We start from the raw sequence: 23,842 nt of genomic DNA, 5'->3' as shown, positions 1-23,842 counted from the left end.
CCAATATGTGCCTGATTGTTCTGGGTTGGCAGGCACATGCCGAGTTTCCGCTACTCGTTGCAGCCAATCGCGACGAGTTTTATGCCCGGCCAACAGCCTTTGCGGCGCGTTGGCCGGATACGCCGCAGGTGATTGGCGGCCTGGATCTTGAGGCAGGCGGTACCTGGCTGGGCGTGACTGAGTCCGGGCGTTTTGCGGCAGTGACCAATGTGCGCGAGCCGGGAGTGAGCAAGGGGCGGCGTTCGAGAGGCGAACTGACGCGTTTATTTCTGCAGTCCGACATTTCGGCCGAGCACTATATTGCCCAACTCGACATGAGCGAATTTTCGGGCTTCAATCTCTTCGTCTCGGACGGCCATAGCCTGTATTACTGCTCAAACCGCCACGCCCAGGCCCAACGGTTGTTACCGGGAATCTACGGGGTTTCCAACCATTTGCTCGACACTCCGTGGCCGAAGTTGGTCAAGGCACGCCAAGCATTTGCCGATGCCTTGCCCTATTTGCCGGACGAAACCCGATTTTTTGATTTGTTGGCCGATCGGGAACAGGTCGATGATGCGCGCCTGCCGAATACGGGGGTGCCACTGGCCTGGGAGCGCCTGCTCTCATCGATATTCGTTCAGTCGGAAAATTATGGAACGCGGGCGTCGACCGTGCTTCAGCAAAAAATCGATGGTTCTTTACGCTTGAGTGAGCGTAGTTTCGGCCCCAACGGGCAGGTACTTCAGTCTTCTGTTATTTCGACAAGCGTGTAGCACGGCACCAGGTCGAACAACTCGACAATATCGACATTACGCATGCGAATACAACCATGCGATCCGGGGATGCCCATTTCTGCACTATCAGGGCTACCGTGAATGTAGACGTAACGCCGCATGGTATCGACGTTGCCGCAACGGTTGCGGCCAGGTTCGCAGCCGGATAGCCAGAGGATTCGGGTCAGTATCCAGTCGCGTCCGGGAAAGGCTTCGGAGAGTTCCGGGGTCCAGATTTCACCCGTCGGGCGTCGGCGCACAAAAACGGTATTGGCTACCTGTCCTGCTCCGATTTTGGCTCGAATCAGATGTTGACCGCGCGGCGTCTGGTAACTGCCCGACACTTCTCCAACGCCGGCCTTGGCCGTTGAAATCGAATACTCGCGGATCAATTCGCCATGTTCATCAAAGACGCTCATGTGCTGACGGGCGACGGAAACCAGCAGTTTCATGCGTTTTTCTTGCGTCGACCGGCGAAAAACTGCGACAGCATGCTGCTGCACTCGGTTGCCAGAACCCCACCTTCGACCGTCGCGTGATGATTCAGGCGCTCGACGCCGAACAGGTCGACGACGCTGCCATGTACGCCGGTCTTGGCGTCGCGCGCGCCGTAGATGACGCGGCTGATGCGGGCGTGCATGATGGCGCCGGCGCACATCGCGCAAGGCTCCAGCGTTACGTAAAGCTCGCAACCGGGCAGGCGGTAATTGCCGAGCGCGCGTGCTGCATCGCGCAAGGCGGCGATTTCGGCGTGTGCCGTCGGGTCGCTTTCACCAATCGGCGAATTGAAGCCGCGCCCGACGATTACGCCATCACGCACGACGACGGCGCCAACCGGCACTTCGCCCAGGCATTCAGCCGCACGCGCCAGCGAAATCGCCTCGCGCATGAAATACTCGTCGCCGAGACCGTTGACCGGCTCGGCGACGTCCGTCTCGAAGAAAGGCTCGAACGCTTCGCTCATTCCCACTCGATGGTGGCTGGCGGCTTGCCCGAAACGTCGTACACGACGCGGTTGAGGCCGCGCACTTCGTTGATGATGCGGTTCGACACCTTGCCGAGCAGTTCATACGGCAGGTGCGCCCAGTGCGCAGTCATGAAATCGCTGGTCACCACGGCACGCAGCGCGACGACGTTCTCGTAGGTACGGCCATCGCCCATCACGCCGACGCTCTTGACCGGCAGGAAAACGGCAAAAGCCTGGCTGGTCAGGTCGTACCAGGTCTTGCCGATGTCGGCTTCGGTGCAGGCACCGGCCGCGACATCGCGTTCGGTGGCAACCGTCGCGCGCAGTTCGTCGATGAAGATCGCATCGGCACGCTGCAGCAGGTGTGCCGCCTTCAGCGTCACTTCGCCGAGGATGCGCACACCCAGGCCCGGACCGGGGAAAGGATGGCGATAGACCATCTCGCGCGGCAGGCCGAGCGCGACGCCGAGTTCGCGCACTTCATCCTTGAACAGTTCGCGCAGCGGCTCGAGCAGCTTGAGGTGCATGTCTTCCGGCAGGCCGCCGACATTGTGGTGGCTCTTGATGGTATGGGCGCCCTTTTTGCCCTTGCCGGCCGATTCGATCACGTCCGGGTAGATCGTGCCCTGGGCCAGCCATTTGGCGGAAACCAGTTTTTTCGATTCAGCCTGGAAGACCTCGACGAACTCCTTGCCGATGATCTTGCGCTTCTGTTCCGGATCGGAAACGCCGGAAAGCTTGCCCATGAAGGCGTCGACCGCGTCAACGCGAATTACTTTGACACCAAGGTTGCGCGCGAACATGTCCATGACCATGTCGCCTTCGTTCAGGCGCAGCAGGCCGTGATCGACGAAGACGCAGGTCAGCTGGTCGCCGATGGCGCGGTGGATGAGCGCGGCGGCAACGGAGGAATCGACACCACCGGACAGGCCGAGGATGACGTCGTCGCTACCGACCTGGGCGCGGATCGCGGCCACCGCTTCGGCGATGTAGTCGCCCATGACCCAGTCGGTGCCGCAACCGCAGATGCCATGCACGAAACTTTCGAGAATGGCGCGGCCCTGCACGGTGTGCGTGACTTCCGGGTGGAACTGGACGGCGTAGAACTTGCGGCTCTCGTCGGCCATGCCGGCGATCGGGCAGGATGGCGTCGAAGCCATGGTCTTGAAACCGGCGGGCAGTTCCATGACCGAATCACCGTGACTCATCCAGACTTTGAGCATGCCGTGGCCTTCGGCCGTCGTAAAGTCAGCGATATCCTTCAACAGCGCGGTATGGCCGTGGGCACGGACTTCCGAATAACCAAACTCGCGTGCCTTGCCGGCTGCTTCAGCGGTCATCACCTTGCCGCCCAGTTGCTGCGCCATGGTCTGCATGCCGTAGCAGATGCCGAGTACCGGCACGCCCAGGTTGAACACAACTTCCGGTGCGCGCGGCGTATCGCCTTCTGTCACCGAGCTCGGGCCGCCGGACAGGATGATGCCCTGTGCGCCATAGCTGCGGATGAACTCTTCGGAAACATCGTACGGATGAATTTCGCAGAACACCTTGGCTTCGCGCACGCGACGGGCGATCAATTGGGTGACTTGTGAGCCGAAGTCGAGAATGAGGATTTTCTGGTGAGCCATTTCAGAACCTTGAAAGAACAAGGGCGGCTCGGAGCCGCCCTCTGGGACACGGAATTAATCAGTCGAGGTGGTAGTTCGGTGCTTCTTTGGTGATCTGCACGTCGTGAACGTGAGATTCGCGGATGCCAGCCGAAGTGATTTCGACAAAACAGGCGTTGTCGTGCATGTGGGCAATCGTCGGGCTGCCGAGGTAGCCCATCGAGGAGCGCAGACCGCCGACCAGCTGGTGGATGACGGCGAGCACCGAACCCTTGTAGGGCACGCGACCTTCGATACCTTCCGGCACGAATTTGTCGACGTTATTGGTGTTTTCCTGGAAATAACGATCCGACGAACCGGCCTGCATCGCACCCAGCGAACCCATGCCGCGGTAGGACTTGTAGGAGCGGCCCTGGAATAGTTCAACCTCGCCCGGCGCTTCCTCGGTACCGGCGAACAGACCGCCGAGCATGACCGTGTCGGCACCGGCAGCAATCGCCTTGGCGATGTCGCCGGAGTAGCGAATGCCGCCGTCGGCGATCATCGGCACGCCGGTACCCTTGAGGGCTTCGGAAACGTTCTGGATGGCGGTGATCTGCGGTACGCCGACACCGGCGACGATACGCGTCGTGCAGATCGAGCCGGGACCGATGCCGACCTTGACGCCGTCGGCGCCCATGTCAACCAGTGCACGTGCTGCATCGGCCGTGGCGATGTTGCCGCCGATCACTTCGATCTGCGGGAAGTTTTTCTTGACCCACTGAACACGGTCGAGCACGCCCTGCGAGTGGCCGTGTGCGGTATCGACAACGATCACGTCAACGCCAGCTTCAGCCAGCGCTTCGACACGCTCTTCGGTACCGGCGCCAACGCCGACTGCTGCACCGGCACGCAAGCGACCCGTCGCATCCTTATTGGCCAGCGGGTGTTCGGTGGACTTGAGAATGTCCTTGACAGTGATCAGGCCGCGCAGGTGGTACTGGTCATCGATGACCAGCACACGTTCCAGGCGATGCTTGCGGATCAGTTCCTTGGCGTCTTCGACGCTGGCTTCTTCGTTGACCGTCACCAGGCGCTTGCGCGGCGTCATGATCATCCGGACTTGCTGGTCGAGATTGGTTTCGAAGCGCAGGTCGCGGTTGGTCACGATGCCGACCACCTTGCCGGCCTTGTCGATGACCGGCAGGCCGGAGATCTTGTGCTGACGAGTGATTTCGATCACATCGCGCACCGTCATCAGCGGCGACACGGTAATCGGGTCGCGCAGGATGCCGGATTCAAAGCGCTTGACCTTGGCTACTTCGGCCGCCTGGGCCTTGGCAGAAAGGTTCTTGTGGATGATGCCGATACCGCCTTCCTGAGCCAGGGCAATGGCCAGGCGACCTTCCGTCACGGTATCCATGGCGGCGGACAGCAGCGGCAGGTTCAGGGTGATGTTGCGGGTCAGACGTGTGGCCAGGCTGACATCGCGTGGCAGAATCTGAGAATGTGCGGGGACGAGCAGGACGTCGTCAAAAGTAAGGGCTTTTTGCAGAATGCGCATGGCCTTTAATCCAAGGTCACAAAATCGTATTATACAGAAAACCTGCAAAAACCCGGATAGCCCATGAAAAGACTCTTGATTATTGCTTTCGCCATGACGTCGACCGCAGCAAGCTTGTGCGTGCAAGCCCAGACTTACCAGTGGAAGGATGCCAACGGCAGAACGATCATTTCCGACACACCGGGCCCCGGCTCTGCCAAAACCTCGCGCTCAACTGGAAATCCGGCACCAACACCCACGCCAGCGACTGAAAAAGCCGGCGAAGCGGTGAAGGCCGCCCCGCCTCCGCAGCAAAAGTCGATTGCCGATTTGAATCTTGAATTCAAGAAGCGTCAGCAGGACGCCAAGGAAAAGGCCGACAAGGACGCCAAGGATCAAGCGGCTCGCGCCGAGAATCAGGAAAATTGCGAGCGGGCCAGAAGAACGCTGACTGCCTTGCAGAATGGTCAGCCGATGGCGCAGTTGAACGAAAAGGGTGAAAGCCAGTTGATGGACAACAGCCAGCGCGAACAGGAAATGGAGCGCGCCCGTCGTTTCGTCACCGAGGCTTGCCGATAGCGAACTATCCGCCGATATTGATCAGGTCTCGGAGGCGTCGGTATCACCGGCGCCTTTTTTCATGACCTTGCCTTCGGCTGCACGCTGTTTGCGCACTTCTTTCGGGTCGGCGATCAAGGGGCGGTAAATTTCGACACGATCCCGGTCGCGCAGTACGGCGTCGGTTTTCGACAGCTTGTTCCAGATGCCGAACTTGTTTTTCTTCAGGTCGATTTCGGGGTGTTTTTCAAGTAGACCGGAAGATTCGAGGGCTTGCTGCAGTGTGGCGCCAAGCGGCAATTTGACACTGACCAGGGCCTGTTTTTCGAGTTGCGCATAGCACACTTCGATATTGATCATTTCAGCCATGGCTGGCTCCATAAACTTGGGCGGCACGACGCACGAAGGCGTCAACAAAAGTATTGGCAATATGGCTGAACACCGGGCCAATGACTTTTTCGAATAATTTGCTGGAAAACTCGTAGTGCAGTTGGAATTCGATCTTGCAGGCATTGTCGGCCAGTGCCTTGAAGTGCCATGCCCCCTCCAGGCGACGGAAAGGACCATCGACCAGACGAATTTTCATCAGCTTCGGCTGATCCTTGTCGTTTTCCGTCGTAAACGAGGATTTGACCGCGTGGTAGTTGATGTGCAGCGTCGCTACCGTTTTCAGCGCATCGCGAAACTTGACTTCGGTCTTGCTGCACCAGGGCAGAAAAGCCGGATAGTCTTCGCAGGCATCGACCAGCGCAAACATGCGCTCGGCGGATTGCTCGATGAGTACTGTTTTTTCGACCAGAGCCATGCGGCAGCCACGTTCCTGTATCCTGTAGAATTCACGATTTTAATGGAACACCGGCAGCATGAGCATTACGGCCAACAAAAAAGCCTTTCACGAATACTTCATTGAAGAGAAGTACGAGGCGGGTATTGCCCTCCAGGGATGGGAGGTCAAGGCGATTCGTGCTGGCCGGATGAACATCAAGGAATCCTACGTCATCATCAAGAATGGCGAAATTTTCCTGATTGGCATGCACATCACCCCCCTTCCTACAGCGTCGACGCATGTCAATCCGGACCCGACCCGGACTCGCAAGCTGCTGCTGCATGCCGCCGAAATCAACAAATTGATCGGCAAGGTCGAGCGGGCCGGCTTTGCCCTGGTGCCGCTTGACCTGCACTACTCACGCGGCCGGATCAAGCTCGAGGTTGGCCTGGCCAAGGGCAAGAAGCAGCACGACAAGCGCCAGGACGAGCAGGAAAAAGACTGGACGCGCGAAAAAGAGCGTTTCCTGAAAGAGCAAAAAAACTAAAGTGAGCGTTGATGCCCTGCTCTACTGGGTCGGCATGGCGGCTGTTGCCGTCAATGCGTTGACCGGAGTGCTCGATTCAAGGCGCAAGGAAATGGACCTGATTGGCGCCTTGCTGGTCGGTGTTGCGACCGCGCTGGGTGGCGGTACGATTCGTGATTTGCTGCTCGACCGGAATGTTTTTTGGGTCGTCGACCAGACTTACCTGGTCGCTGCGCTGATCACCGGATTGCTCAGTTTTTTCATTGCCCGCGCCTTCGATATTGCCCCACGGCTGTTCTTGATTCCCGACGCCATCGGCCTCGCGCTTTTCGCCATCGTCGGTACCCAGGTTGCCTTGCAATGGCACACCCCCTGGTTGGTCGCCAGTCTGATGGGGGTCATCACCGGCGTGTTGGGCGGGGTTCTGCGCGATATCCTGTGCAACGACGTGCCCAGCATCTTCCTCAAGGGCGAGCTTTATGCTTCGGCCGCATGGTTCGGCGCCCTGGCGCTGATTGGTTTGCAAGCCATCGGAATGTCGCCTGTCGCGGCAACCTGGATGGCCATGGCGCTGGTTCTGGCGTTGCGCTTGCTAGCCATGCGCTTCCACATCACCTTGCCGGCTTTTGGCCAGGCCAGAGCGCGTTGAAGCGCCCTTCCATCAATTACTCCGGAATCCCATGCTGAATATCGACATTGTTGCCGACATCGTTTGTCCCTGGTGCTTCATCGGCAAGCGCCGGCTTGAAACGGCGATTGAACTGGTACGTCGGGAGCTGCCCAATTTTGAATACAGCACCTGCTGGCGCCCTTTTTTCCTGAACCCAGATACGCCGCCGGAAGGTGAGCCTTACCTGCCTTTTCTTGAGCAGAAATTCGGTGGGCCGGCTGCTGTGGAAGCTTTGTTCGAGCGTGTTCGTGAGGCTGGACGGGCCTACGGCATCGACTATGCTTTCGAGAAAATCAGCCTGCGTGCCAATACTTTTCAGGCGCATCGATTGCTTTACTGGGCGCAGCAACACGGCAGTGCCGATGCCTTGATCGAGCGCCTGTTTGTTGCCCAGTTCCAGCGCGGCGAGCAAGTGGGGGGTGGCGCGGTACTGGTCAATATTGCGGCTGAGTGCGGTTATCCGGCCGCGGAAGTTGCCGCTTATCTGACGTCGACCGCAGATGCCGCACTCGTTCTGGCCGATGCGCAGGAAATTCGAGCGATGGGCGTGCGCATGGTGCCAACCTTTATTCTGGAAGATCAGCACGTCATCGTGGGGGCTGAAGATCCGGCCGTATTGGCCAATGCCATCCTGCAACTGGCTGGCGCCGCGAAATAAATTGCTGAAAACAAAAAAGCCCTGATTGCTCAGGGCTTTGATGATGTTGTTGGCGGAGTGGACGGGACTCGAACCCGCGACCCCCGGCGTGACAGGCCGGTATTCTAACCAACTGAACTACCACTCCATGTTGCGTGCCGGGAAACCCCTGCACTGCGAACGGGGCGCATCATAGCACGGTCTTTGCGAACGGGAAGGCCTGCTCGCATTGCAGAATGATCTTTTTGGGGTAGCAGGGAAAGAAATAAATGAGCACGATCGGCAATCTCAACTATCGATGGTCGCAGGCTTTGGTCAGCGGTTTTGTTGCGGCCGGTGTGGCGCGTGCGGTGATTTCGCCTGGTTCGCGTTCGACACCGCTGGCGCTGGCCATGCTGCGCCAGCCCGGTCTGATCTGCGATGTCGCGGTCGACGAGCGTTGTGCGGCATTTTTCGCGCTTGGCCAAGCCAAAGCCAGCCGACAGCCGGTTTTGTTGCTGGCGACATCGGGAACGGCGCCGGCCAATTGGTTGCCGGCCGTGATCGAGGCCAGTCAGTCCGGGGTTCCACTGATTTTGCTGTCGGCCGATCGTCCACCCGAGCTCCAGCAATGCGGCGCCAATCAGACCGTCAATCAGAGTGCGATGTTTTCACCTTATGTTCGTGCTGCACATTTGCTCGGTGCGCCTGATGCCGGCTTTGATCCTGGCTGGCTGCACCGGCTGGCGGCCCAGATGTGCGAACAGGCAAGCTGGCCCCGCCCCGGCCCTGTCCACCTCAACCAGCCATTCCGCGAACCCTTGTTGCCGAGCGAGCCGCTGCCGGATGCTCCGGATTTGCCGCGCATCCATACCAGCCAGCCCGTCATGGCGCCGGAGCCGCAGGCGATCGCCGACCTGGCCAGGACCATTTCCGGGCGTCCCGGGCTGATCGTCGCAGGTGAGTCACCATTCGATTCCGGCTATGCCGAGGCGTTGACCGCGCTGGCCGGTCAACTGGATTGCCCGATTCTGGCAGAGCCTTTGTCCAATCTGCGTTTCGGAACGCATGACCGTTCCCGCTTGTGTGTTCGCTACAACCGCTGGCTGGCTGACCCGGTATTGGCCAGGCGCTGTCGACCCGAATGGGTGCTGCGTTTTGGCGCCACGCCGGTCACCCGTCATCTGCAACAATACCTTGCTTCGCTTTTAGGCACGCATGCCTGGATCGAGCCGACACCTGGCTGGAGCGATCCGGCGCATCGTCTGACGCATCTGCTGCGCGCCGATCCGGCAGCGGCTTGCCGGGCTCTGCTGGCAGCGGTGCCCGCAGCGGCTGCCCCCGCCTGGCGAGAAGCATTCGTCGCTGCCGAAAGGCAGGCCGAGGCAGATCAGGCTGCACCGCACATTGCTGCCTTGATCGCCGAATTGCCGGATGATTGCGCCGTATTCGTCGGCAACTCACTGGCCATTCGTCAGTTGGACAGCAATTCCGGCGGTGCCGACAAGGCCTTGTGCTTCTACGGCAATCGCGGGGCGAGCGGTATTGACGGCAATATCTCGACGGCCGCGGGGATTGCCGCAATTCATGGTCGTGTCGTTGCGCTGCTTGGCGATCTGACTTGCCAGCACGATCTGGGCGGACTGGCTTTGCTGCAGGGTCGAAATGCTGTCGTTGTCGCGGTCAACAACGCAGGTGGCGGCATTTTCGATTATCTGCCGCAAGCTGCGCTCGCTGAGTTCGAAACCGGTTGGCGAACGCCCCAGCAAATCAGTTTCCGCCATGCGGCACAGACTTTTTCCCTGGGCTACCACGCGGTAGAAAGCATCGATGCCTTTGGCCAATCGCTGCGGGCCGCTTTCCAGTCTGGCGGACCGCAGTTGATTGAGCTGCGCCTTCCCTGAATCCTGCGGTTGATGGGACAATTGCGCCCCTGCCGTATCACGCAAAGCACCGAGTAATGAGCAAAGAAGCGCCCGATCTATCCAAGCACACTCCAATGATGCGCCAATACCTGGCGCTGAAAGCCCAGCATCCGACGACTATTCTGTTTTATCGGATGGGCGATTTTTACGAGCTGTTTTTCGAGGATGCGGAGAAAGCGGCGCGGCTGCTCGATATTACGCTGACGACTCGCGGCCAAACGGCTGGTGTGCCGATCAAGATGGCCGGGGTGCCCTTTCATTCGCTTGAGCCTTACCTGGCGCGGCTGGTCAAGCTCGGAGAGTCGGTTGTTATTTGTGAGCAGGTTGGTGATCCGGCGACGAGCAAAGGCCCGGTCGAACGTGCCGTCAGCCGCATTGTCACGCCGGGGACGCTGACCGATGCGGCGCTGATCGACGACAAGCGCGATATCTGGCTGCTCGCGCTGACCACGACGCGCAACACGGCAGGCCTGGCGCGGCTCAACCTGGCGAGCGGCGAATTCATCCTGACCGAAGTGCCGAGCGACCAGATCGCGGCAACGCTGGAACGTATCCGCCCGGCCGAAATTCTGTATCCAGAAACCTGGACGCCCGATTTTTCAATCGATGCCGCCCGTACGCGCCAGCCCGACTGGTATTTTGAGTACGACTCAGCCAAACGCTTGCTCTGCGAGCAATTCAAGGTTGCCTCGCTGGCCGGTTTCGGTGCTGAAGGCTTGCGCCCGGCGATTGCTGCCGCGGGCGCCCTGCTGCAGTACGCCCAAGCAACGCAGACCGGTAGTTTGCCGCATTTGCGCGCGTTGACCGTGGAACTCGAAGGCGCTTACCTCGGCCTCGATCTGGCGACGCGGCGCAATCTTGAATTGACCGAAACGCTGCGCGGGCAGCCTTCGCCGACCCTCTGTTCGCTGCTCGACAATTGCGTGACCAGCATGGGCTCACGCCTGCTCCGCCACACCCTGCACCATCCGCTGCGCGAACGCGGCATTCCTGCGGCCCGCCACGGCGCCGTCGAGTCGCTGCTCGAAGACTACGGCCGGATGGCTGGCGAGGTGCGCCGCGAGTTGCGCGGCATCGCCGATATCGAGCGCATCGCCGGCCGGATTGCGTTGCGCAATGCCCGGCCACGCGACCTGGCCAGCTTGCGTGAATCGCTTCTGCGGCTCGACCCGCTGCGCCAGCCACTCAATGGAGCAATTTCCCCGCTGCTCGGTCAATTGCTTGAAGCCCTGCAGACGCCGGCCGCTGCGCTTGATCTGCTGATTCGCTCGATCGCCGCCGAACCTGCCGCCCAGGTGCGTGATGGCGGCATCATTGCGCCGGGCTACGATGCCGATCTCGATGAACTGCGCTCGCTGAATGACAACTGCGGTGCCTTCCTGGTCGATATGGAAATTCGCGAACGCGAGCGCACCGGCATTTCCAGCCTCAAGGTCGAATTCAACAAGGTGCATGGCTTCTATATCGAAGTCACCCACGCCAATACGGACAAGATTCCCGAGGATTATCGCCGTCGCCAGACGCTGAAAAATGCCGAGCGCTACATTACCCCGGAGTTGAAGGCTTTCGAGGATAAGGCGCTGTCGGCCCAGGAGCGTTCGCTGGCCCGTGAAAAACTTCTTTACGAAGCCATTCTCAGCGAGTTGCTGCCGGTTGTTCCCGTTCTCCAGACCATCGCCCGTGCCGTGGCGCAGCTCGATCTGTTGGCCGGTTTTGCCGATACGGCGCTCAAGCGCAACTGGAGCCGACCGGAATTCAGCGATGAAATCGGGTTGACCGTGACAGGCGGCCGTCATCCGGTTGTTGAAGGCGAAATGGCCAACAGTGCCGAAACCTTCATCGCCAATGACTGCAGATTGGCCGAAAATCGTCGCCTGTTGCTGATCACCGGCCCGAACATGGGCGGTAAATCAACCTATATGCGGCAAACGGCCTTGATTGCCCTGCTCGCCCATATTGGCAGCTATGTACCGGCCGAGCGTTGCGTACTCGGCCCGCTGGACCGTATCTTCACCCGGATTGGTGCCTCGGACGACCTGGCCTCAGGCCGTTCAACCTTCATGGTCGAAATGACCGAAGCGGCGGCCATCCTGCATCACGCCACGGCCAACAGCCTGGTCCTGATGGATGAAATCGGTCGCGGCACCTCGACCTTTGACGGTATGTCGCTGGCCTTTGCCATCTTGCGTCACCTGATCGACAAGAACCGATGCCTGACGCTGTTTGCCACCCACTATTTCGAATTGACCCGCCTGTCGCATGAATACAGCGAACTGGCCAATGTGCACCTCGACGCGGTCGAGCACAATGACCGTATCGTCTTCATGCATTCGGTTGAGGAAGGCCCGGCCAACCAAAGTTACGGTATCCAGGTTGCGGCACTGGCCGGCATTCCGAACACCGTTGTGCGCGCGGCCCGCAAACAATTGCGTGAGTTCGAACAACGTGCGGCAATCGATCCACTGCAGCCCGATCTGTTTACGCTGAGCGATCCGGAGCCGCCGGAGGCCGAGCCGCATCCGGCACTCGATCAATTGGCTGGCATCGATCCGGATAGCCTGACCCCGCGCGAAGCGCTCGATGCCCTGTACGCCCTGAAAGCCATGTTGCGGCCATGAGCAGATGGCTGTTCATGCTGGTTTTGCTGGCCACGGGTGTCGAGGCTGAAACCTGGCGTTTCGGCCTGATCGGCGATGTTCCCTACTCTGATTACGAGCGTCGCGAACTGCCCCGCATGATCGAAGCGATGGCCGATACGCACCTTGATTTCATTGCTCACATCGGCGACATCAAGCACGGCAAGGATCGCTGCGACGACAGTTTGTTCGACGATCGTTACCGCCTGTTCAACGCCTCCAAAGTACCATTTGTTTTTGTGCCTGGCGACAACGAATGGACCGATTGCGACCGCCCTTCAAACGGCGCCTACGACCCACTTGAGCGACTGGATGCCTTGCGTCGCCTGTTCTGGAAGGATGGGTATTCGCTCGGCCAGAAGAAAGTGGCGCTGGAAAAACAGGCCGGAAAATATGTCGAGCACACTCGTTTCCGGCTTGGTCCGGTCTTGTTCGTGACATTGAATGTGCCGGGCAGCAACAACAACTTCGGTTTGACGCAGGAAGCGAAGCCGGAATTCCTCGCCCGCAATCCGGTCGTGCTGCAGTGGATCAAGGATGGTTTTGCCCTAGCCAGACGTGAGCAACTGGCGGGTATTGTGCTGATGTTTCAGGCCAATCCAGGTTTCAGACACTTTTCACAAAACCTGACCCACCTGGCGTACAAGGATTTTCTGACCACCTTGAACGACGAAATGCTGCATTTCCCCGGTCAGGTTGTTGCTGTGCATGGTGACACGCACATCAGTCGCATCGATCATCCCCTGCGGGATGGCAATGGAAAGCCCATCGAACGGTTTACCCGCGTTGAAACTTTCGGTTATCCGCAGATGGGCTGGACGCGCGGGGTCATCGATACCGACTCCCCGGCGCTTTTCCGTTTTGAAAATTATCGCTGGCCAGCCAGGGCTCAGTGACAGGTTTCCTCGTCATCGTCCGGATCATGGACGTGACCGTGTTCGATTTCTTCTGCGCTGGCCGGGCGAACGGCCGTGACCGTGCAGGTGAAAACCAGTGCCATGCCGGCCAGTGGGTGATTGCCATCTAGCACAACCTTGTCATCAGCGATGTCGGTGACACGGTAGATGACGAAATCCTCGTCGCTGCCCTCTTCGGGGCCGCCTTCAAACTGCATGCCAACCTGCAGTTCCTTCGGGAAATCCTTGCGCGGCTCGATTTGCACGAGTTCGGCGTCGTAGTCCCCGAAAGCTTCATCCGGCTGAAGCTTGACCTTGATCGTTTCGCCGACTTTCTTGCCTTGCAGGGCTTCTTCGATCAGCGGAAAAATATCGTCGTAACCGCCATGCAGGTATACGAGCGGCTCGCGGCCTTCATCGACGACCTCGCCATCGGGATCGGTAACGTGGTAATCGAGCGTAATAACGCTATTCTTGGCAACCTGCATATTCATGAGTTCAATTCCTTGACGAGGCACAACACGTCCAGTGCGTGACTCATATTGTGACGTTGTAGAGGAGCTGGCCAATCACGCCAGACCGGGCGAAATTGTACCTCAGCACACGCGGCTTTGCCGGTTTGCAATATTTCGGGAACTACTGGAAAAGGCTTTGTCTAATCGCCCTCAAAACTCGAATATCAACCAACCAACAGAGGGTATCAAATGGATGAATTTTCCTGGGTAGGCGCTGGTTTTGCAGCCTTCATCGTGTGTTTTGCCACGTTCATGATTTTCAACATGGGCAAAAATGTGAATGACGAAATCTGCTGAACCTGTTTTTGTTTCACGCCATGCCGGCAGTGTGCCGGCATTTTTTTTGGCGGTTGTATCCGGCCGCGATTGTCGTTCAGGTGCCGTCTTCCCGCGATAGTGCCTTGACCAGTTGCAGCACTTCCAGTGCGTGACCCTTGTAATTGACGTTGTACAGCGCGTGGCGGATCGTGCCGTGGCGGTCGATGATGAAGGTCGAGCGAAGAATGCCGTACTTGCGATGCCCGTCGACTTCCCTGGCTTGCCAGACGCCGTATTGCTTGCAAACGACCCCCTCCGCATCTGACAGCAATTCAAGTCCGATGCCTTCCTTGTCACGAAACTCGGCGTGTTTCAGGCAATCATCGCGGCTGATCCCGAACAGGACGCAGTCTTGCGCCGTGAAATCGTTTTCATGGTCGGAAAAATCGGTCACTTCCTTGGTGCAGCAAGGTGTTCCATCCTTGGGGTAGAAGAATAGAACGATCAGTTTTTTGCCCTGGTAATCGGCCAGGTCGACAGTCGCCATGTCGGCATCCGGCAAGGCAAATGCGGGTGCTTTTTCTCCAACCTTGAGCAGCATGATGTTCTCCTGAAGCGCTCTGCGTGGGGGACTGCTGAGAGCGATTCTAGCGGAGTGAAAACCCGGTGACTACTGCGGTCGACCGTAAAATTCCGGCTATTTTCCGGGAACTTTTTCCGGAATTTGGACGAAGCTTTCGTCCTGTTTGATCATGCCCAATTCGAAGCGCGCACGCTCTTCGATGGCTTCGTAGCCCTGTTTCAAGTCGCGGACTTCGGCGTCGAGGCCCGCGTTCCTGATTTCCTGCTTTTTGGTGACATCCTTCTGCTGCTGCAATTGACGGTCGTACTCCCATACCTTCAGCCAGCCGCCCTTACCCACCCACAGGGGGTACTGGAGCAGGCCGATGGCTGCGAGGAGGCCGACCGTCAGCCAGCGCATCTGCGTTTAGCGCAGGTTGTAGAAGGTTTCGCGACCCGGGTAGGAGGCGGTATCGCCCAGATCTTCCTCGATGCGGATGAGCTGGTTGTACTTGGCGATACGGTCTGAGCGCGACAGCGAACCGGTCTTGATCTGACCAGCATTCAGGCCAACAGCGATGTCGGCAATGGTGCTGTCTTCGGTTTCACCCGAACGATGCGAGATAACTGCGGTGTACCCGGCGCGCTTGGCCATTTCGACCGCAGCGAAGGTTTCCGACAGGGTGCCGATCTGGTTGATCTTGATCAGGATCGAGTTGCCGATGCCCTTCTTGATGCCTTCCTTGAAGATGCGGGTGTTGGTGACGAAGATGTCGTCGCCAACGATCTGCACCTTGTCGCCAAGGCGGTCAGTCAGCAGCTTCCAGCCATCCCAGTCAGCTTCGGACATGCCGTCTTCGATGGAAACGATCGGGAACTGGTCAGCCAGGTTGGCCAGGTAGTCGACGAACTGGGCAGAAGTCAGTTCCAGACCTTCGCCAGCCAGCTTGTACTTGCCGTCCTTGTAGAACTCGGAAGCAGCGCAATCGAGCGCCAGCAGCACGTCCTGGCCCGGTACATAACCGGCCATTTCGATGGCTTCCATGATGATCTGCAGGGCTTCGGCATGGCTGCCGAGGTTCGGGGCGAAGCCGCCTTCGTCGCCGACGGCGGTCGAGTGGCCCTTCTTGTTAAGCAGTTTCTTCAGTGCGTGGAAAATTTCAGCGCCGCAACGGATGGCTTCGCGAATGTTCGCGGCACCGACCGGCATGACCATGAATTCCTGGATGTCCAGGCTGTTGTTGGCATGTTCGCCGCCGTTGATGATGTTCATCATCGGGACCGGCATCTGCATCGGGGCCATGCCGCCGAAGTAGCGGTAAAGCGGCATGCCGGATTCTTCGGCAGCAGCCTTGGCGACGGCCATGGAGACGGCCAGGATGGCGTTGGCGCCGAGGCGGGACTTGTTGTCGGTGCCGTCGAGGTCGATCATCGTCTGGTCGATGAAGGCTTGTTCCTGAGCGTCGAGGCCGATGATGGCTTCAGAGATTTCGGTGTTGATGTTTTCAACAGCCTGCATCACGCCCTTGCCGAGGTAGCGGCTGGCATCGCCATCACGCAGTTCGATGGCTTCGCGGGTGCCGGTCGAGGCGCCGGACGGAACTGCGGCGCGGCCCATGACGCCGCTTTCGAGCAGCACATCAGCTTCAACGGTGGGATTGCCGCGGGAGTCAAGAATTTCCCGTGCTACAACATCAACGATGGAACTCATATTTCTTCCTTGTTATCAAAAGGTTGAAAGGATTAATTAAACCAGATTATCAACGCCGGCAATAACCAGCATATTCATTTCGGCGGCAGTTTCGCGCGCCTTGCGTGCCGCCTGATATTCAGTCGAGTGGTAAAAGCGTCGGGCTTGTTCGATGGATTCGAATTCGACGATGACCATGCGTTGCGGCGGCGTCCATTTGCCTTCAAGAACTTCGGAATTGCCGCCGCGTACCAGATATTGCCCGCCGTAATGCGCAATGGCAGCCTGCGCCAAGCCTTTGTAAATATCGTAGGCAGCCAGGTCGGTGACCTTGGCTTCGGCGATCAGGTAGCCTTTTTGACTCATTTCAGTTCTTCAAAGCCAGCCGATTTGACGGCCTTGTCGAGCGCGACCAGGGTTGCCAGCAGGCTTTCCATGCGGGCTAGCGGCCAGCTGTTCGGGCCATCCGACCAAGCCTTTTCAGGACAGGGGTGGGTTTCCATGAACAGGCCGGAAATGCCGACCGCAACGGCGGCGCGCGCCAGAACAGGAACGAACTCACGCTGACCGCCGGAGGTCGTGCCCTGCCCGCCCGGCAACTGGACCGAGTGGGTGGCATCGAAGACAACCGGGCAACCGGTTTCGCGCATGATCGCCAGGCTGCGCATGTCGGAAACAAGATTGTTGTAACCGAAGGAAGCGCCGCGCTCGCAGACCATGATGTTGTCTGTGCCATTATTGACTTCGCGTGCCTTGTCGACGACGTTTTTCATGTCGCCCGGCGCAAGGAACTGCCCCTTTTTGATATTCACCGGCTTGCCACAAGTTGCCACGGCGTGGATGAAATCGGTCTGGCGGCAGAGGAATGCGGGGGTCTGCAGTACATCGACGACACTGGCCACAGCCGGAATGTCTTCAATGGTGTGCACGTCGGTCAGTACCGGTACACCGATCTGGCGCTGCACTTCCGAAAAAATCCGCAAGCCTTCTTCAAGACCGAGGCCGCGCACCGATTTACCCGAACTGCGGTTGGCCTTGTCGTAGGACGCCTTGAAAATGTACGGAATACCGAGTCGACCGCAAACTTCCTTCATGTGGCCGGCCACATCGAGGCAGAGTTGTTCGGATTCGGCCGTGCAAGGACCGGCGATCAGGAAAAAAGGCTGGTCAAGACCAGCCTCGAAACCGCATAGTTTCATTTGCCTTTGACCTGCTGATTGGTCAGTGCTGCCTTGACGTAAGACGTGAACAGCGGGTGACCCTGACGTGGATTGGAGGTGAATTCCGGATGGAACTGGCAAGCCACGAACCACGGATGCACGTCGGCCGGCAGTTCGACCATTTCACACAGGTCGGTGCCCGGGGCGCGACCGGCAACGATCAGGCCCTTGGCTTCGAGCTGGGCAAGCAGCGTGTTGTTAACTTCGTAGCGATGACGATGGCGCTCGGTGATTTCTGCTGCGCCGTAGATCTGGCGAGCCAGCGAACCTTCGGCCAGTTTGCAGACCTGACCGCCGAGACGCATCGTGCCGCCGATATCGGAATCTTCGCTGCGCTTTTCAACCTTGCCGGAAGCGTCATGCCATTCGGTGATCAGGCCGATCACCGGGTACGGCGTGTCCTGGACGAATTCGGTCGAATGCGCTTCGGCCATGCCGGCCACGTCGCGGGCAAACTCGACCACGGCCAGCTGCATGCCGAGGCAGATGCCAAGGTAAGGCACCTTGTTTTCGCGGGCATAGCGAATGGCGGCAATCTTGCCTTCCGTGCCGCGACGACCAAAGCCGCCCGGGACCAGAATGGCGTCGAGATCTTCGAGCACGCCGGTGCCGTTCTTTTCGATATCTTCGGAATCAAGATAAACGATATTGACCTGGCTGCGCGTATGGATGCCGGCATGCTTGATCGCTTCGATCAGCGATTTGTACGACTCGGTCAGGTCGACATACTTGCCGACGAAGGCGATCTTGACCTGGTGCAGCGGGTGCTCCAGCGAAATGATCAGGTTTTCCCAGACGGTCAGATCGGCTGCCTTGGCCAGGATGTTCAGCTTGTGGCAGACGATCTCGTCGAGCATTTGCTCGTGCAGCATGCCCGGGATCTTGTAGATCGAATCGGCATCGAGACACTCGATGACGGCTTCCGGCATGACGTTACAGAACAGCGCAATCTTGCGGCGCTCTTCAACCGGGATCGAGCGGTCGGCGCGGCACAACAGGATGTCCGGCTGGATACCGATTTCGCGCAGTTCCTTGACGGAGTGCTGGGTCGGTTTGGTCTTCAGCTCGCCGGCGGTCGGGATGTAGGGCAGCAACGTGAGGTGCATGTAGCAGACGTTGTTGCGGCCTTCTTCGATGCCCATCTGGCGGATGGCTTCGAGGAAGGGCAGCGATTCGATATCGCCAACCGTACCGCCGACTTCGACGATGGCCACATCGGCACCTTCGGCGCCGGCCTTGATCTTGAACTTGATCTCGTCGGTAATGTGCGGAATGACCTGCACGGTCTTGCCGAGATACTCGCCACGGCGCTCTTTCTTGAGCACGGTGTCGTAAATCTGGCCGGTCGTGAAGTTGTTGCGCTTGGCCATCTTGGCGCTGGTGAAGCGCTCATAGTGACCAAGATCAAGGTCGGTTTCGGCGCCGTCTTCCGTGACGAATACTTCGCCATGCTGGAAGGGGCTCATCGTGCCGGGGTCGACGTTGATGTAGGGGTCGAGCTTGAGGTGGGTAACTTTAATGCCGCGGGATTCCAGAATGGCCCCGAGCGACGCGGCGGCGATGCCTTTGCCCAGAGAGGACACGACACCACCCGTAACGAAAACAAATTTGGTCATGGAAAGACAGGCTGCGGGAAAGCCGAATGATAGCCGAAAAGGGTGAAAACCCCCAAGCCCGTCGACACAAATCGATATTCCCGATGCCATTTATGCGTACACCGTAAGTCCTTTACTCTTTGCTAAAATTCCGGGTTAGCCAGCCACCAGACACGCCATTGAAAAACATTCTCGTCGTCAATTTTTCGCAAACCGGGCAACTTTCGGCGATTACCGAACAGATGATCGGGCCCTTGCGGGCGGCGGGACATCGGGTGCATCTGGAAACGCTGGTGCCGCAGGCAGCCTTCCCTTTTCCGTGGTCGCTGGTCGATTTTGTCGATGTCTTTCCCGAGTCGGTCCAGCTTGATGCGCCGCCGCTCGAACCGCTCGGCATCCCGGCGGATGCCGATTTCGATTTGATCATTCTGGCCTACCAGGTGTGGTTTCTTTCACCGGGATTGCCGATGACGGCCTTTCTGCGCAGCCCGGAAGGTCGCTGTCTGATTGCCGGCAAGCCTGTAGTCACCGTTGTCGCCTGTCGCAACATGTGGCTTTCTGCCCAGCAAACAATGCAGCGCCTGATCGCTGAAGCGGGCGGGCAACTGCGTGACCATATCGCTTTTACCGACCAGGGGCCTGCTCTGGCAACTTTCATCACGACACCGCGCTGGGTGCTGACCGGCAAGCGCGATCGTTTTCTTGGCTTGCCGCCTGCCGGCGTCGCGCCGGAGGCAATTCGCGGCGCCAGCCGTTTTGGCCGCGCCCTGGGTGATGCGCTGACGCAGGATGGCGAAAAATCGGGGCAAGCCATGCTCACCGGCTTGCGCGCCTGCAGCGTCAATCCACGACTGGCGATCAGCGAGCGTGCCGGCATGCGCGCTTTTCGCGTCTGGTCCAAACTGATTCGTTGTTTCGGGCAGCGTGGCCAGTGGCGCCGTCGCCCGCTCCTGCTAGTTTTTGCGATTTATCTGATTGCCATGGTGTTAACCGTCGTTCCAACAAGCCTGTTGTTACAATGGCTGCTTTCTCCCCTGCTCAAACCGCGACTGGCACGGCTACGCGCCGAACTGGAGCGCCCATCGGGTTCGCAGGACCATAACTTGCAAAAATATGAACAATAGCGGCAAGGTTTATATCACCGGCACTTCGACATTTCTGCCCAATGCACCGGTCGGCAATGATGAAATCGAAAACATTCTCGGCATGGTCGGCGGCAAGCCCTCGCGTGCCCGGCGTATCGTTCTGCGCAATAACGGTATCCGCCAGCGTTACTACGCCATTGACCCGGCCACCGGCCAGGCGACACATACCAATGCGGCGCTGACGGCGGAAGCGGTGCGTCGGCTGGGCGACATCGGGCCGATCGATTGCCTGGCGACCGGTACTTCAAGGCCGGACCAGTTGATGCCCAATCATGGCGTGATGGTGCATGGCGAATTGGGCATTTCGGCCTGCGAAGTCGTGTCGACCGCAGGCATCTGCGTTTCCGGCCTGACGGCGCTCAAATATGCCTATCTCGCCGTGCTTGCCGGCGATGCTCAAAATGCGGTTGCCACCGGCTCCGAGTTGGCCTCGGCCGGTCTGCATGCTCGCAATTTCGAGGCGGAACTGGAACATCGGATTGCCGAGCTCGAAACGAATCCTGAAATTGCCTTTGAAAAGGACTTTCTGCGCTGGATGCTGTCCGACGGTGCGGCTGCCTTCAACTTGCGCAATCAACCGGCGGCCAGCGGCTTGTCGCTGCGCATCGAATGGATCGACATCCTGTCGCAAGCCGGCCAGATGGATGTTTGCATGTACGCCGGCGGTGAGAAGCTGGCGGATGGTTCGCTCAAGGGCTGGCAGGCTTTTCCGTCGGCTGAATGGGCCGGACGGTCGATTTTTTCGGTCAAGCAGGATGTTCGCCTGCTGAATGACAACGTCGCTTATCAGACGATCGGGAAAATGCTCGAAAAAGTCACGCTCAGTCGCAGATTGACGCCTGCTGCGGTCGACTGGTTCTTGCCGCACATGTCTTCCGAATATTTCCGCCAGCCGATGGCGGACTGCATGCAGGCGCTGGGTTTCGCTGTGCCGCAGGAAAAATGGTTTACCAATCTGCAGAGCAAGGGCAATACCGGGTCGGCCTCGATTTTCATCATGATCGACGAACTGTTGCGCAGCGGCCGCCTCACGAATGGTGATCGCCTGCTTTGTTTCATCCCCGAAAGTGGCCGCTTCACCGGTTCGCTGATGTACCTGACGGCGGTCGACCATGCTGGATAACGAAGTTCCCCAGGAAGGCAATGTGACGCTCGGCGGTCACCGCAAGGCACTTTACGCCCGCGGCGCCGATGGCAAACTGCACATTGTCCAGTCGGCCGGCTGGGAAGTTGAGGAAATCGTCACCCTGCAGGCTGTTGCAGACCTCAATCGTCTGGCCGAGGAGGCTCGCCAGCGCGTTGCCGCCGGCCTGACTTCGCCGCTCGAATACCACATGCACAAGGTTCGTATGGATGTGCCCCTGCTGTCGCAGGTCAGCGGCATCTGGCAATGGCGGATTCGCCGGCATTTCCGGCCGGCCGTTTTCGCCGGTTTGTCGGACCGCTTGCTCGGCCGCTACGGCGAAGCCATGGGGCTGAGCCTCGAACAACTGAAAAAGATCGATTGATGACCTTCCAGCACAGCCAGGCTTCACACTGCGAAAGCGGCGTCATGTCCGCCATGTTGCGCCATCAGGGCTTGCCGATGTCGGAAGCGATGGCTTTCGGCCTGTCGTCGGCGCTCTCCTTCGCCTACCTGCCTTTCGTCAAGATCAACGGCCTGCCGCTGGTTGCCTACCGCATGCCGCCGAAATTCATCATCAAGGGCCTGCAAAAGCCGCTCGGCCTGAAAATGCGCTTTGAAACTTTCCGGACGCCGCAAGCCGGCGCCCGTCGGCTCGATGAGTTGCTCGACGACGGCCAGCTGGTCGGGATGCAGACCTCGGTTTTCTGGCTGCCTTACATGCCGGAAGACCTGCGTTTCCATTTCAATGCCCACAATGTGCTGGCCTTTGGCCGTGATGCAGCGAGCGGCGATTACCTGTTGTCCGATCCGGTCGTTGAAACCACCGTGACCTGCCCGGCTGATGCGCTGCAGCGGGCCCGCTTCGCCAAGGGCGTACTGGCCCCGAAAGGCCTCATTTATTACCCGGTCGGCAAACCGGTCGAGCCTGACTGGCACAAGGTCTTGCCGGCTGCGATCAAGAAAACAACGCGCATCATGCTCGATACGCCGCTGCCGATCATTGGCGTGCGCGGCATCCATCGACTGGCCAATGCCATCGAGCGGCTGGAGAAAAATACCGATCCGGCTGCCAGCAAGATGTTCATCGGCCAGGTTGTCCGCATGCAGGAAGAAATCGGCACCGGCGGTGGCGGTTTCCGCTTCATTTACGCTTCGTTCCTGCAGGAATCAGCCGATTTGCTCGGTCGACCGCAGCTTGACGAGCTTTCTGAACAACTGATCGATATCGGCGATGAGTGGCGCGAATTTGCGCTCTCCACAGCACGCATGATCCGCGACCGCGAGCCGCTCGTTCCGGCGGCGCTGGCCGACAAGTTGCGCCGGATTGCCGGGCGCGAACAAGCCTTCTTCCGCGATCTGCGTCGCGCCGCCTGATGCTGCAGATCGACGGTGTTTCATACCGTTACCGCAATGCTGCACAAGCGGCGCTGCAGGATGTCTCGCTGAGCATTCCATCGGCTGGCATCTACGGCTTGCTCGGCCCGAACGGTGCCGGCAAGACCACGCTGATTTCCTTGCTCGCCGGGCTGTTGACCGCGACACAAGGTCGTATCGTCTTCGATGGCCAGGCGCTCTCCGATATCCGGGCAGCACAGCCGCGCAGCATTGCCCTGGTGCCGCAGGATTACGCGTTTTACCCGATGCTGACGGTGGCCGAAAACCTGCGATTCTTTGCCGGTGTACTTGGTCTGAAGCATGCCGAGCTGGCGGCCGAATGTACCGCCGCGATTGATTTCGCCCGGCTCGAACAGGTGGTCGATCAACGGGCCGAACAGCTTTCCGGCGGTTTGCGCCGGCGTCTCAACCTGGCCATCGGCCTGCTCGGCAAGCCACGCCTGCTGCTGCTCGATGAACCGACCGTCGGTGTTGATCCACAATCGCGCAGCTTCCTGCTTGAATCCATTGCCGCCCTGCCCGCTGCCGGCACCACGGTGATCTATACCAGTCACTACATGGAAGAGGTCGAGGCCATCTGCCAGAAAATCGCCATCATCGACCACGGCCAGGTGCTGATCGAAGGCGGGCTGGATGCGCTGCTGTGTTCCCCTGAACCGGTGCTTGAACTGACGCTGGATGGTGCTTTTCCAGCCGGATTGGCCGAGCGTTACCCCGTGCTTGCCGGGCGCAGCGGCGAATATCGCCTCAAACTGGCGTCGACCGCAGCCTTGCCGCGTTTGCTCGATGAACTGGCTGCAGCCGGCGTCGAGGTCCGTCAGCTCAACCTGGGTCATCATGATCTGGAACAGGTCTTCATGCGCCTGACGCAACGTTCGCTGCGCGACTGAACG

General features: G+C 59.1%; 26 protein-coding genes and 1 tRNA gene. 13 read left to right on the top strand and 14 right to left on the bottom strand.

All coding sequences use genetic code 11. From position 1 onward, the window contains the following. The first annotated feature begins 5 nt into the window (after nucleotides 1–5). Nucleotides 6–755 (top strand): NRDE family protein, encoded by a 750-nt coding sequence (locus GBK02_RS10650; RefSeq protein WP_203466650.1) that lies wholly within the window; start codon nucleotides 6–8, stop codon nucleotides 753–755. Here the strand turns inward: GBK02_RS10650 and GBK02_RS10645 are convergent. From GBK02_RS10645 to guaB, 4 genes are read right to left on the bottom strand one after another with little or no spacing between them, the layout of a single operon-like run. Further along, nucleotides 725–1,207 carry a L,D-transpeptidase gene (locus GBK02_RS10645; protein WP_203466649.1) on the bottom strand — a complete coding sequence of 161 codons (483 nt, stop codon included), beginning with the start codon at nucleotides 1,205–1,207 and terminating at the stop codon, nucleotides 725–727. The two genes, GBK02_RS10650 and GBK02_RS10645, sit on opposite strands and share 31 nt — an antisense overlap. Then, nucleotides 1,204–1,719 (bottom strand): tRNA adenosine(34) deaminase TadA, encoded by a 516-nt coding sequence (gene tadA, locus GBK02_RS10640; protein ID WP_203466648.1) that lies wholly within the window; start codon nucleotides 1,717–1,719, stop codon nucleotides 1,204–1,206. Before tadA ends, GBK02_RS10645 begins: the two co-directional genes overlap by 4 nt. Further along, nucleotides 1,716–3,350, bottom strand: a complete 1,635-nt coding sequence (guaA, locus tag GBK02_RS10635) for a glutamine-hydrolyzing GMP synthase (RefSeq protein ID WP_203466647.1) — start codon at nucleotides 3,348–3,350, stop codon at nucleotides 1,716–1,718. Before guaA ends, tadA begins: the two co-directional genes overlap by 4 nt. Before the next feature lie 58 nt (nucleotides 3,351–3,408). Further along, nucleotides 3,409–4,872, bottom strand: a complete 1,464-nt coding sequence (guaB, locus tag GBK02_RS10630) for an IMP dehydrogenase (protein ID WP_203466646.1) — start codon at nucleotides 4,870–4,872, stop codon at nucleotides 3,409–3,411. A gap of 63 nt (nucleotides 4,873–4,935) precedes the next feature. On the opposite strand from guaB, the gene GBK02_RS10625 reads away from it, so the two are divergent. Then, the gene (locus GBK02_RS10625; RefSeq protein ID WP_203466645.1) at nucleotides 4,936–5,430 is read left to right on the top strand and encodes a DUF4124 domain-containing protein; all 495 of its coding nucleotides are present in this window, start codon (nucleotides 4,936–4,938) and stop codon (nucleotides 5,428–5,430) included. A gap of 21 nt (nucleotides 5,431–5,451) precedes the next feature. On the opposite strand, the gene GBK02_RS10620 is transcribed toward GBK02_RS10625, so the two are convergent. After that, nucleotides 5,452–5,778: an RnfH family protein gene (locus GBK02_RS10620; protein ID WP_203466644.1), complete on the bottom strand. Its 327-nt coding sequence runs from the start codon at nucleotides 5,776–5,778 to the stop codon at nucleotides 5,452–5,454. Continuing rightward, nucleotides 5,771–6,214, bottom strand: coding sequence for a type II toxin-antitoxin system RatA family toxin (locus GBK02_RS10615; protein WP_203466643.1), 444 nt, complete (start codon nucleotides 6,212–6,214; stop codon nucleotides 5,771–5,773). Before GBK02_RS10615 ends, GBK02_RS10620 begins: the two co-directional genes overlap by 8 nt. Nucleotides 6,215–6,272: 58 nt before the next feature. On the opposite strand from GBK02_RS10615, the gene smpB reads away from it, so the two are divergent. From smpB to GBK02_RS10600, 3 genes are read left to right on the top strand one after another with little or no spacing between them, the layout of a single operon-like run. Continuing rightward, nucleotides 6,273–6,722: an SsrA-binding protein SmpB gene (gene smpB, locus GBK02_RS10610; RefSeq protein ID WP_203466642.1), complete on the top strand. Its 450-nt coding sequence runs from the start codon at nucleotides 6,273–6,275 to the stop codon at nucleotides 6,720–6,722. A gap of 1 nt (nucleotide 6,723) precedes the next feature. Beyond that, complete coding sequence (locus GBK02_RS10605) at nucleotides 6,724–7,350, top strand: trimeric intracellular cation channel family protein (RefSeq protein WP_239002973.1); 627 nt, start codon at nucleotides 6,724–6,726, stop codon at nucleotides 7,348–7,350. Between the two features lie 31 nt (nucleotides 7,351–7,381). After that, on the top strand, nucleotides 7,382–8,029 hold the full coding sequence (locus GBK02_RS10600; RefSeq protein WP_203466641.1) for a DsbA family oxidoreductase: 648 nt from the start codon (nucleotides 7,382–7,384) through the stop codon (nucleotides 8,027–8,029). A 50-nt stretch (nucleotides 8,030–8,079) separates the two neighbouring features. Here the strand turns inward: GBK02_RS10600 and GBK02_RS10595 are convergent. Beyond that, nucleotides 8,080–8,156: transfer RNA gene (locus GBK02_RS10595), tRNA-Asp, on the bottom strand. Between the two features lie 121 nt (nucleotides 8,157–8,277). On the opposite strand from GBK02_RS10595, the gene menD reads away from it, so the two are divergent. The 3 genes from menD to GBK02_RS10580 all read left to right on the top strand — a co-directional run bounded on the left by menD (nucleotide 8,278) and on the right by GBK02_RS10580 (nucleotide 13,444). Next, a complete protein-coding gene (gene menD / locus GBK02_RS10590) occupies nucleotides 8,278–9,891 on the top strand; it encodes a 2-succinyl-5-enolpyruvyl-6-hydroxy-3-cyclohexene-1-carboxylic-acid synthase (protein WP_203466640.1) in 1,614 nt (537 codons plus the stop codon). A gap of 95 nt (nucleotides 9,892–9,986) precedes the next feature. Beyond that, nucleotides 9,987–12,530, top strand: coding sequence for a DNA mismatch repair protein MutS (mutS, locus tag GBK02_RS10585; RefSeq protein ID WP_203466639.1), 2,544 nt, complete (start codon nucleotides 9,987–9,989; stop codon nucleotides 12,528–12,530). Further along, the gene (locus GBK02_RS10580; RefSeq protein WP_203466638.1) at nucleotides 12,527–13,444 is read left to right on the top strand and encodes a hypothetical protein; all 918 of its coding nucleotides are present in this window, start codon (nucleotides 12,527–12,529) and stop codon (nucleotides 13,442–13,444) included. Before mutS ends, GBK02_RS10580 begins: the two co-directional genes overlap by 4 nt. Here GBK02_RS10580 and GBK02_RS10575 read toward each other — a convergent pair. The 7 genes from GBK02_RS10575 to GBK02_RS10545 all read right to left on the bottom strand — a co-directional run bounded on the left by GBK02_RS10575 (nucleotide 13,438) and on the right by GBK02_RS10545 (nucleotide 19,304). Then, a complete protein-coding gene (locus GBK02_RS10575; RefSeq protein WP_203466637.1) occupies nucleotides 13,438–13,938 on the bottom strand; it encodes a peptidylprolyl isomerase in 501 nt (166 codons plus the stop codon). The two genes, GBK02_RS10580 and GBK02_RS10575, sit on opposite strands and share 7 nt — an antisense overlap. 394 nt (nucleotides 13,939–14,332) lie before the next feature. Beyond that, a complete protein-coding gene (locus GBK02_RS10570; protein ID WP_203469363.1) occupies nucleotides 14,333–14,815 on the bottom strand; it encodes a peroxiredoxin in 483 nt (160 codons plus the stop codon). A gap of 99 nt (nucleotides 14,816–14,914) precedes the next feature. Further along, nucleotides 14,915–15,199 carry a cell division protein FtsB gene (ftsB, locus tag GBK02_RS10565; RefSeq protein ID WP_203466636.1) on the bottom strand — a complete coding sequence of 95 codons (285 nt, stop codon included), beginning with the start codon at nucleotides 15,197–15,199 and terminating at the stop codon, nucleotides 14,915–14,917. A gap of 6 nt (nucleotides 15,200–15,205) precedes the next feature. Continuing rightward, nucleotides 15,206–16,489 (bottom strand): phosphopyruvate hydratase, encoded by a 1,284-nt coding sequence (gene eno / locus GBK02_RS10560; RefSeq protein ID WP_203466635.1) that lies wholly within the window; start codon nucleotides 16,487–16,489, stop codon nucleotides 15,206–15,208. Nucleotides 16,490–16,525: 36 nt separating this feature from the next. Next, complete coding sequence (locus tag GBK02_RS10555; RefSeq protein ID WP_203466634.1) at nucleotides 16,526–16,834, bottom strand: DUF1330 domain-containing protein; 309 nt, start codon at nucleotides 16,832–16,834, stop codon at nucleotides 16,526–16,528. Continuing rightward, nucleotides 16,831–17,667: a 3-deoxy-8-phosphooctulonate synthase gene (kdsA, locus tag GBK02_RS10550; RefSeq protein ID WP_203466633.1), complete on the bottom strand. Its 837-nt coding sequence runs from the start codon at nucleotides 17,665–17,667 to the stop codon at nucleotides 16,831–16,833. The genes GBK02_RS10555 and kdsA overlap by 4 nt, the downstream gene beginning before the upstream one ends. Continuing rightward, nucleotides 17,664–19,304 carry a CTP synthase gene (locus tag GBK02_RS10545; RefSeq protein ID WP_203466632.1) on the bottom strand — a complete coding sequence of 547 codons (1,641 nt, stop codon included), beginning with the start codon at nucleotides 19,302–19,304 and terminating at the stop codon, nucleotides 17,664–17,666. The genes kdsA and GBK02_RS10545 overlap by 4 nt, the downstream gene beginning before the upstream one ends. Before the next feature lie 158 nt (nucleotides 19,305–19,462). Between GBK02_RS10545 and GBK02_RS10540 the strand changes: the two genes are divergently transcribed. The 5 genes from GBK02_RS10540 to GBK02_RS10520 are packed head-to-tail and all read left to right on the top strand — an operon-like array spanning nucleotide 19,463 to nucleotide 23,839. Then, nucleotides 19,463–20,407 carry a dialkylrecorsinol condensing enzyme gene (locus GBK02_RS10540; RefSeq protein WP_203466631.1) on the top strand — a complete coding sequence of 315 codons (945 nt, stop codon included), beginning with the start codon at nucleotides 19,463–19,465 and terminating at the stop codon, nucleotides 20,405–20,407. Beyond that, on the top strand, nucleotides 20,397–21,551 hold the full coding sequence (locus tag GBK02_RS10535) for a beta-ketoacyl-ACP synthase III (protein ID WP_203466630.1): 1,155 nt from the start codon (nucleotides 20,397–20,399) through the stop codon (nucleotides 21,549–21,551). The genes GBK02_RS10540 and GBK02_RS10535 overlap by 11 nt, the downstream gene beginning before the upstream one ends. Next, on the top strand, nucleotides 21,541–21,936 hold the full coding sequence (locus GBK02_RS10530) for a hypothetical protein (protein ID WP_203466629.1): 396 nt from the start codon (nucleotides 21,541–21,543) through the stop codon (nucleotides 21,934–21,936). The genes GBK02_RS10535 and GBK02_RS10530 overlap by 11 nt, the downstream gene beginning before the upstream one ends. Further along, on the top strand, nucleotides 21,936–22,928 hold the full coding sequence (locus tag GBK02_RS10525; RefSeq protein WP_203466628.1) for a BtrH N-terminal domain-containing protein: 993 nt from the start codon (nucleotides 21,936–21,938) through the stop codon (nucleotides 22,926–22,928). Before GBK02_RS10530 ends, GBK02_RS10525 begins: the two co-directional genes overlap by 1 nt. Then, the gene (locus GBK02_RS10520) at nucleotides 22,928–23,839 is read left to right on the top strand and encodes an ABC transporter ATP-binding protein (protein ID WP_203466627.1); all 912 of its coding nucleotides are present in this window, start codon (nucleotides 22,928–22,930) and stop codon (nucleotides 23,837–23,839) included. Before GBK02_RS10525 ends, GBK02_RS10520 begins: the two co-directional genes overlap by 1 nt. Nucleotides 23,840–23,842: the final 3 nt, after the last annotated feature.

It is taken from the genome of Dechloromonas sp. TW-R-39-2 (assembly GCF_016864195.1).
Classification (GTDB): Bacteria; Pseudomonadota; Gammaproteobacteria; order Burkholderiales; family Rhodocyclaceae; genus Azonexus.
Note: the sequence above shows the minus strand (reverse complement) of the source record. Positions and strands in the feature narration are given on the sequence as shown.

Coding starts and splice junctions, on each gene's coding strand:
- GBK02_RS10650 (WP_203466650.1), top strand. CDS start 6: ATGTGCCTGATTGTTCTGGGTTGGCAGGCACATGCCGAGTTTCCGCTA.
- GBK02_RS10645 (WP_203466649.1), bottom strand. CDS start 1,207: ATGAAACTGCTGGTTTCCGTCGCCCGTCAGCACATGAGCGTCTTTGAT.
- tadA (WP_203466648.1), bottom strand. CDS start 1,719: ATGAGCGAAGCGTTCGAGCCTTTCTTCGAGACGGACGTCGCCGAGCCG.
- guaA (WP_203466647.1), bottom strand. CDS start 3,350: ATGGCTCACCAGAAAATCCTCATTCTCGACTTCGGCTCACAAGTCACC.
- guaB (WP_203466646.1), bottom strand. CDS start 4,872: ATGCGCATTCTGCAAAAAGCCCTTACTTTTGACGACGTCCTGCTCGTC.
- GBK02_RS10625 (WP_203466645.1), top strand. CDS start 4,936: ATGAAAAGACTCTTGATTATTGCTTTCGCCATGACGTCGACCGCAGCA.
- GBK02_RS10620 (WP_203466644.1), bottom strand. CDS start 5,778: ATGGCTGAAATGATCAATATCGAAGTGTGCTATGCGCAACTCGAAAAA.
- GBK02_RS10615 (WP_203466643.1), bottom strand. CDS start 6,214: ATGGCTCTGGTCGAAAAAACAGTACTCATCGAGCAATCCGCCGAGCGC.
- smpB (WP_203466642.1), top strand. CDS start 6,273: ATGAGCATTACGGCCAACAAAAAAGCCTTTCACGAATACTTCATTGAA.
- GBK02_RS10600 (WP_203466641.1), top strand. CDS start 7,382: ATGCTGAATATCGACATTGTTGCCGACATCGTTTGTCCCTGGTGCTTC.
- menD (WP_203466640.1), top strand. CDS start 8,278: ATGAGCACGATCGGCAATCTCAACTATCGATGGTCGCAGGCTTTGGTC.
- mutS (WP_203466639.1), top strand. CDS start 9,987: ATGATGCGCCAATACCTGGCGCTGAAAGCCCAGCATCCGACGACTATT.
- GBK02_RS10580 (WP_203466638.1), top strand. CDS start 12,527: ATGAGCAGATGGCTGTTCATGCTGGTTTTGCTGGCCACGGGTGTCGAG.
- GBK02_RS10575 (WP_203466637.1), bottom strand. CDS start 13,938: ATGAATATGCAGGTTGCCAAGAATAGCGTTATTACGCTCGATTACCAC.
- ftsB (WP_203466636.1), bottom strand. CDS start 15,199: ATGCGCTGGCTGACGGTCGGCCTCCTCGCAGCCATCGGCCTGCTCCAG.
- eno (WP_203466635.1), bottom strand. CDS start 16,489: ATGAGTTCCATCGTTGATGTTGTAGCACGGGAAATTCTTGACTCCCGC.
- GBK02_RS10555 (WP_203466634.1), bottom strand. CDS start 16,834: ATGAGTCAAAAAGGCTACCTGATCGCCGAAGCCAAGGTCACCGACCTG.
- kdsA (WP_203466633.1), bottom strand. CDS start 17,667: ATGAAACTATGCGGTTTCGAGGCTGGTCTTGACCAGCCTTTTTTCCTG.
- GBK02_RS10545 (WP_203466632.1), bottom strand. CDS start 19,304: ATGACCAAATTTGTTTTCGTTACGGGTGGTGTCGTGTCCTCTCTGGGC.
- GBK02_RS10535 (WP_203466630.1), top strand. CDS start 20,397: ATGAACAATAGCGGCAAGGTTTATATCACCGGCACTTCGACATTTCTG.
- GBK02_RS10530 (WP_203466629.1), top strand. CDS start 21,541: ATGCTGGATAACGAAGTTCCCCAGGAAGGCAATGTGACGCTCGGCGGT.
- GBK02_RS10525 (WP_203466628.1), top strand. CDS start 21,936: ATGACCTTCCAGCACAGCCAGGCTTCACACTGCGAAAGCGGCGTCATG.
- GBK02_RS10520 (WP_203466627.1), top strand. CDS start 22,928: ATGCTGCAGATCGACGGTGTTTCATACCGTTACCGCAATGCTGCACAA.